This window comes from Streptomyces sp. URMC 126, assembly GCF_051386555.1.
Lineage (GTDB): Bacteria > Actinomycetota > Actinomycetes > Streptomycetales > Streptomycetaceae > Streptomyces.
This window is the reverse complement of the sequence record NZ_JBPQTX010000357.1, coordinates 1-6790: the sequence shown is the minus strand read 5'-3', so window position 1 is coordinate 6790 and position 6790 is coordinate 1. Positions and strand designations below refer to the sequence as shown.

Here is a 6790-nt window from a genome sequence, read left to right as displayed (position 1 = left end):
GGCGTCCCCACCCTCCCCTCCCACGGCCCCCGTTGGCCGCTGGAGCCGACCGAGGAGGGCGGCTACACCATCTCGGACCGGCGCTGGAACCGGACCTGGCACTTCGCCGCGCCCATTCCGTGCGGCGACCGGCACGAGATCGCTCTGCTGGATCAGATCACGGACCGCAACGGGCACTGGATCACCTTCGACTACTCGGGTGATGGCGTCCCCACCGCCATCACCCACCACGCCGGTTACCGCATCCGCATCACGACCGACGGCGGCCGGGTCACCGCCTTGCACTTGGGCGACGTGGAGCTGATGCGCTACGTCTACGAGGCCGGCAACCTGACGGAGGTCGTCAACTCCTCCGGCCTGCCGCTGCGCTTCACCTACGACGACCGCCGCCGGCCCACGTCGTGGACGGACCGCAACGGCCGCTCCTACCGGTACGAATACGACGACCGCAACCGGTGCGTGTACGAAACCGGCGAAGCCGGCCATCTGCGGTGCACGCTGGAGTACGGCGAGCCGGATCCGGAGACGGGCCTGCGCGTCACCACCCTCACCAGCGCCCTGGGCCACACCAGCCGTCACGTCTTCGACGCGCGAGCGCAACTCGTCGCCGAAACGGACCCCACGGGCGCCACGACGCTCCTCACCTGGGACGGCCGCGACCGCCTCCTCTCGCGCACCGACCCGCTCGGTCACACGACGACGTTCACGTACGACGAGGAGGACAACCTGCTGTCGGTCATCCGGCCGGACGGCAGCCAGAGCACGGCGCAGTACAACGCCCTGGGCCTTCCCGAGACGATCACCGAACCGGACGGCGCGAGGTGGCGGCAGACGTACGACACGGCGGGCAACCGCACATCGGTGACCGACCCCGCCGGCGCCACGACGTCCTACACCTACGACGACGCGGGCCACCTCTCATCGGTCACCGACGCCCTCGGAAACACCGCCCACCTGCGCTGCGACCCGGCGGGCCTCGTGGCGGAGGTGACAGACCCCGTCGGGGGGACGAGCCGCTACGAACGGGACACCTTCGGCCGCACCGTCACCATCACCGACCCGCTGGGAGCCATCACCCGTCTCGCCTGGACGACGGAGGGCCTGCTCGCCCGCCGCACGGGACCGGACGGCGCGCAGGAGAGCTGGACGTACGACGGCGAGGGCAACTGCGTCACTCACACCGACGCCCTGGGAGGCGTCACCCGCAACGAATACACCCACTTCGACCTCCTCACCGCCCGCACCACACCGGACGGCGTCCGCCACACCTTCACCCACGACACCGAACTCAGACTCCGCACCGTCACCAACCCGCAAGGCCTGACCTGGTCCTACACCTACGACCCGGCCGGACGCCTGTCATCCGAGACGGACTTCGACGGCCGCACCCTGACCTACACCCACGACGCGGCCGGAAGACTGACACAGCGCACGAACGGCCTCGGAGAGACGATCGGCTACCACTACGACCCGCTGGGCCGAATCATCAGAAAGGACGCCGCAGGCAAGACCACCACCTACACCCACGACCCCGCCGGCCGCCTCCTGGAAGCAGCCAGCTCGGAGGCGACCCTTGTCTACTCCCGCGACCGCCTCGGGCGGGTCAAGTCGCAGACGGTCAACGGCCGCACCCTCGCCTACACCTATGACAAGCTCGGCCGGCGCACCCGTCGGGTGACCCCGGCGGGCGCGGTCACCACATGGACGTACGACGCGGCGGGCCGGCGCACCGGACTGACCGCCTCCGGCCACCCCTTCGAGATGGAGCACGACGCGGCGGGCCGCGAGATCGCTCGCCACTTCGGCCAGGGCCTCACCCTCACACACGACTGGGACGTGGCAGGCCGCCTCACCACCCAGACGCTGTCGTCGTCCACCGCCCCCGACCCACTCCAGCACCGCACCTTCACCTACCGCCCCGACGGCTGCCTCACCGGCATCACCGACGCCGCCACAGGAACACGCACCTTCGACCTGGACACGGCGGGCCGCGTCACCGCCGTCCACGCCCAGGGCTGGACGGAGCGCTACGCGTACGACGCCGCGGGCAACCAGACAGACGCGGCTTGGCCGACGGACCACCCGGGCGCGGAAGCGCAGGGTCCGCGCGCCTACACCGGCACCCGCATTACCCGAGCCGGCCGAATCCGCTACGAACACGACGCCCAGGGCCGCGTCGTCCTACGCCAGAAGACCCGCCTGTCCCGCAAACCGGACACCTGGCGCTACTCCTGGGACGCGGAAGACCGCCTGACCGAAGTCGTCACACCCGACGGGACGACATGGCGCTACCTCTACGACCCCTTCGGCCGCCGCACCACCAAACAACGCCTCACGCACACCGGCGACATCGCGGAACAAGTCGACTTCACCTGGGACGGCCCCACCCTGGCCGAACAAACCACCACATCCGACACCCTGCCGAACCCCGTCACCCTCACCTGGGACCACGACGGCCTCCACCCCCTCGCCCAAACCGAACGCATCACGGCGGCCAACGCCCCACAACACGAAATCGACCAGCGCTTCTTCGCCATCATCACCGACCTGATCGGCACACCCACCGAGCTCATCGACGAGACAGGGACAACGGCTTGGCGGTCTCGGACCACCTTGTGGGGGACGACGGCGTGGGCGAGGAATTCAACAGCCTTCACTCCGTTGCGTTTTCCGGGGCAGTACTATGACCTGGAATCGGGCCTCCATTATAATTATCATCGTCATTATGATCCGGAGACGGCTCGCTATACCGCCCCCGACCCGCTGGGGCTCGCTCCTGCGCCGAACCATATCGGCTATGTCTGTAATCCGCATATTTGGACAGATCCCTATGGGCTCGCCCCTTGCCCTAATGAAATTGCCTTGGGCATCAGGAAGGAGGGGCTTCGTGAATTTGCGGAGCGTAACAATTTCACACATTTCCTGGATGATCACTTTACGTGGGAGGCTGAAGTGCGAGCAGCGGCCCATAACGGAAATGTGCGCCTACATATATCCTTGGATGGGTTCGATGGTGCGACGCCAGCCGAGCGATTTGTGAAAGCTTACTTAAACGGAAAGGGGACCAACTGGTGGGCGACCGAGCGTGAAATGTATCATGTAGGTAAAGCGGTGCAGTGGGGTGAGCGCGAGTGGGCGAGCATCTTCTTTTATGAAAAAGGTCGGCGTGTTTATATTGACGAGCCGAAAAGTTGGCCTACTGGGGAGCTGAAGTGAAAGAAATTATCTCGTGGGATCGGCAGTTTCAGGTGTGGCAGTACTCTGTTAGCCATTCCGTACTGCTTTTGCGGAGTTTTCACCCGCAGAACTATGCCACTCGAATCGACGTCGCCTTTCCTGCTGTGGATTTGATGCATCTGGAGCCAACGTATGAGTTCCTTAGTATTCAACAAGCTAGCGAAGAGGAGCGCATCGAAACTCTCGGTCCAGTGGCAAGGAAATTCACACGTGGGCGCCTGTTCTACCTGAATCGAGGGGACGGTTACGTACATGCGGCGCAGGTGCAGTGGCACGAGGACTCGGGAAATCATCGGAGCCCTTCCAAGTTTGGACCGCTGCGCGGCACTGAGTAGCCTGGGTGGCGATCCCCGCTGCACGGCCGCTGCTGCGGTACATGAGAAAGTCAGCGGATTATGATGCGCAACAAGCGTTAGGCGGTCAGAAAGGTGCGATGAATGCGTCAGCATTTGCCACCTCGGCACCACACGGCATGGCCAGGGATCAGTGAAAGTGGTTGGAAGAACTGCTCGATGGCTAGAGCAGGGGTCGGGGGGGTGCCGTGCCGGTTGGTCGCAGGATTGCGGGGCCCTTGACGATTGGCTGGAAACCCACCCCGGGGATGAGAACCTTCCCTGGGGTGGGTAGCGCGGTGCGGCTACCGCTTCGACTCCGCATAGTTGAGGAGGAATAGGGCCTCCGTCAGGGACATGCGTTCCAGTTCTTCCGGGGAGACGCTCTCGTTGGCCGCGTGGATTTGGGCCTCCGGTTCGCTGAGGCCGATCAGGAGGATCTCCGTGTCGGGGTAGAGGGCGGCGAGGGTGTTGCAGAGGGGGATGGAGCCGCCCATGCCGGCGGTCTGCATTTCCTGGCCGGGGTAGGCGACGCGCATCGCCTCGGCCATCGACACATACGCCGGGCTGGTCGTGTCGGCGCTGAAGGCCTCGCCCTGGCCGATCAGTTCGGTCGTCACCTGGGCGTTCCACGGGACGTGGGACTCCAGGTGGGCGCGGAGGAGCTTGGCCGTGTCGGCGGCGTTGACGCCCGGGGGGACGCGGAGGCTGATCAGGGCCGCGGCGTGGGCGTGGACGGACGGGGTGGCGCCGACGACGGGCGGGCAGTCGATGCCGAGGACGGTGACGGCGGGGCGGGCCCACAGGCGGTCGCCGACCGTGCCCGAGCCGATCAGGTCGACGCCGTCCAGGACCTTGGCGTCGGCGCGGAAGTTCTCCTCCGGGTAGTGCAGGCCCTCCCAGGTGCCGTCCGGCTCCAGGCCGTCGATGACGGTCGTGCCGTCGGGCGCGCGGAGCGAGTCGAGGGTGCGGATCAGGGCCGCGAGCGCGTCGGGGGCCGCGCCGCCGAACATGCCGGAGTGCAGGTTGCCGGCGAGCGTCCGTACCTCCACCCGCATCAGCATCATGCCGCGCAGGCTGGCGGTCACGGTGGGCACGCCGGGGCGGAAGTTGCCGGCGTCGCCGATGACGATGGTGTCGGCGGCGAGCAGCTCCGGGTGCGCCTCGGCGTACTGCTGGAGGCCGCCGGTGCCCTGCTCCTCCGAGCCCTCGACGATCATCTTGATGCCCACCGGGACACCGCCGTGCGCCTTGAGGGCGCGCAGCGCCGACAGGTGCATGATGAAGCCGCCCTTGCAGTCGGCCGCGCCGCGCCCGTACCAGCGGCCGTCGCGCTCGGTCAGTTCGAACGGCGGGGAGAGCCACGCGTCCTCGTCGAGCGGCGGCTGCACGTCGTAGTGCGCGTAGAGGAGGACGGTGGGGGCGCCCTCCGGGCCCGGCAGGTAGCCGTAGACGGACTGGGTGCCGTCCGGGGTGTCCAGCAGCGCCACGTCCTCGAAGCCCTCGGCGCGCAGTGCGTCGGCCACCCAGTTCGCCGCCGCCTCGCACTCGCTCTTCGGGAACTGCGCCTCGTCCGCCACCGACCGGAACGCGACGAGTTCGGCCAGTTCGGTGCGGGCACGGGGCTGGAGGGAGGCGACGGTCGCGGCGAGCGCGGCCGAGTCGGGCCGGGGGGACGGGGCGGTGTCCATGGAACGCTCCTCGGGGGCACCACGTTGTGGTGTACGGACGAGACGGATAGGGATGGGTAGGGGCGGATAGGGGTGATGACGCCTTCGATCCTTTCATGACGTCCCGGGCGCCTCGGGTGGGCCGTCGCCTTTCCGGGCCGGGGCCATCGCTTTTCCCGGCCGGGCCGTCGCCCTTCCCCGGGCGGGCGGCCCCGCGGTCGGGCCGTAGGATGCGGGCGGAACGGCCGGCACGGCCGGCGGCGGCGGACGAGCGGGAGCGGAAGCACAGGTGACCAGCGACAACACAGCCCGGGAGACGGGCCACGACGACGTGCCGGCGGACGGCGGGCCGGTGTGGGACGTCGTCGTGGTGGGTGCCGGGCCCGCCGGGGCCTCGGCGGCGCACGCGGCGGCCGGCGCGGGGCGCCGCGTCCTGCTCCTGGAGAAGGCCGAACTGCCCCGCTACAAGACCTGCGGCGGCGGCATCATCGGCCCGTCCCGCGACGCGCTGCCGCCCGGCTTCGAACTGCCGTTCCGCGACCGCGTCCACGCCGTCACCTTCTCCCTCAACGGCAAGCTGACGCGCACCCGCCGCTCGAAGAAGATGCTCTTCGGGCTCGTCAACCGGGCGGAGTTCGACGCCGGCCTGGTCGAGGCCGCGAAGGAGGCGGGCGCCGAGGTGCGCACCGGCGTGACCGTCGCCCGCGTCGAGCAGCACGGTCCGGCCGTCCCCGACCGGCGTACCGTCGCCGTCGTCCTCGGTGACGGCTCGACGATCCTGGCCCGCGCGGTCGTCGGCGCGGACGGCAGCGCCGGCCGCATAGGAGCGCACGTCGGAGTGAAGCTCGACCAGGTCGACCTCGGCCTGGAAGCCGAGATCCCGGTGCCGGCGTCGGTGGCCGAGGACTGGGCGGGCCGCGTGCAGATCGACTGGGGGCCGATGCCCGGCAGTTACGGCTGGGTCTTCCCCAAGGGCGACACCCTCACCGTCGGCGTGATCTGCACGCGCGGCGAGGGCGCCGCCACCAAGCGGTACCTGGAGGACTTCATCGCCCGGCTCGGGCTGTCCGGCTTCGAGCCGAGCATCTCCTCAGGCCATCTCACCCGCTGCCGGTCCGACGACTCCCCGCTGTCCCGCGGCCGCGTCATCGTCTGCGGCGACGCCGCCGGGCTGCTGGAGCCCTGGACGCGGGAAGGCATCTCCTTCGCGCTGCGCTCCGGCCGGCTGGCGGGGGAGTGGGCCGTGCGCGTGGCAGAGGCGCAGGACGCGGTCGACGCCCGTCGCCAGGCGCTCAATTACGCCTTCGCCGTCAAGGCCGGGCTGGGCGTCGAGATGGGCGTGGGGCGCCGCATCCTCGCTCTGTACTCCCGTAAGCCGGGCGTCTTCCACGCGGCGGTCACCGGCTTCGGACCCGCCTGGCGGGCGTTCGCCCGGGTCGTCCAGGGGGCGACCACGCTCGGCGAGATCGTCCGGACGCATCCGGTGGCACGGCGCGTGGTCTCGGCTGCGGACCGGATCCCGGCCGCTCGGTCCTGAGGCTGGGGGGCGGG

Annotated in this window: 3 protein-coding genes; 2 read left to right on the top strand and 1 reads right to left on the bottom strand. The window is 69.0% G+C overall.

Translation table 11 applies throughout. The features are described from left to right. Positions 1 to 3216 (top strand): RHS repeat-associated core domain-containing protein (locus ACSNOK_RS29040; RefSeq protein WP_436783765.1); only part of this gene is annotated, 3216 nt, incomplete at its 5' end. Positions 3217 to 3874: 658 nt separating this feature from the next. On the opposite strand, the gene ACSNOK_RS29035 is transcribed toward ACSNOK_RS29040, so the two are convergent. Further along, the gene (locus tag ACSNOK_RS29035) at positions 3875 to 5260 is read right to left on the bottom strand and encodes a dipeptidase (protein ID WP_436783764.1); all 1386 of its coding nucleotides are present in this window, start codon (positions 5258 to 5260) and stop codon (positions 3875 to 3877) included. A gap of 310 nt (positions 5261 to 5570) precedes the next feature. Between ACSNOK_RS29035 and ACSNOK_RS29030 the strand changes: the two genes are divergently transcribed. Then, positions 5571 to 6776, top strand: a complete 1206-nt coding sequence (locus tag ACSNOK_RS29030) for a geranylgeranyl reductase family protein (protein WP_436783766.1) — start codon at positions 5571 to 5573, stop codon at positions 6774 to 6776. The last annotated feature ends 14 nt before the right edge of the window (positions 6777 to 6790 follow it).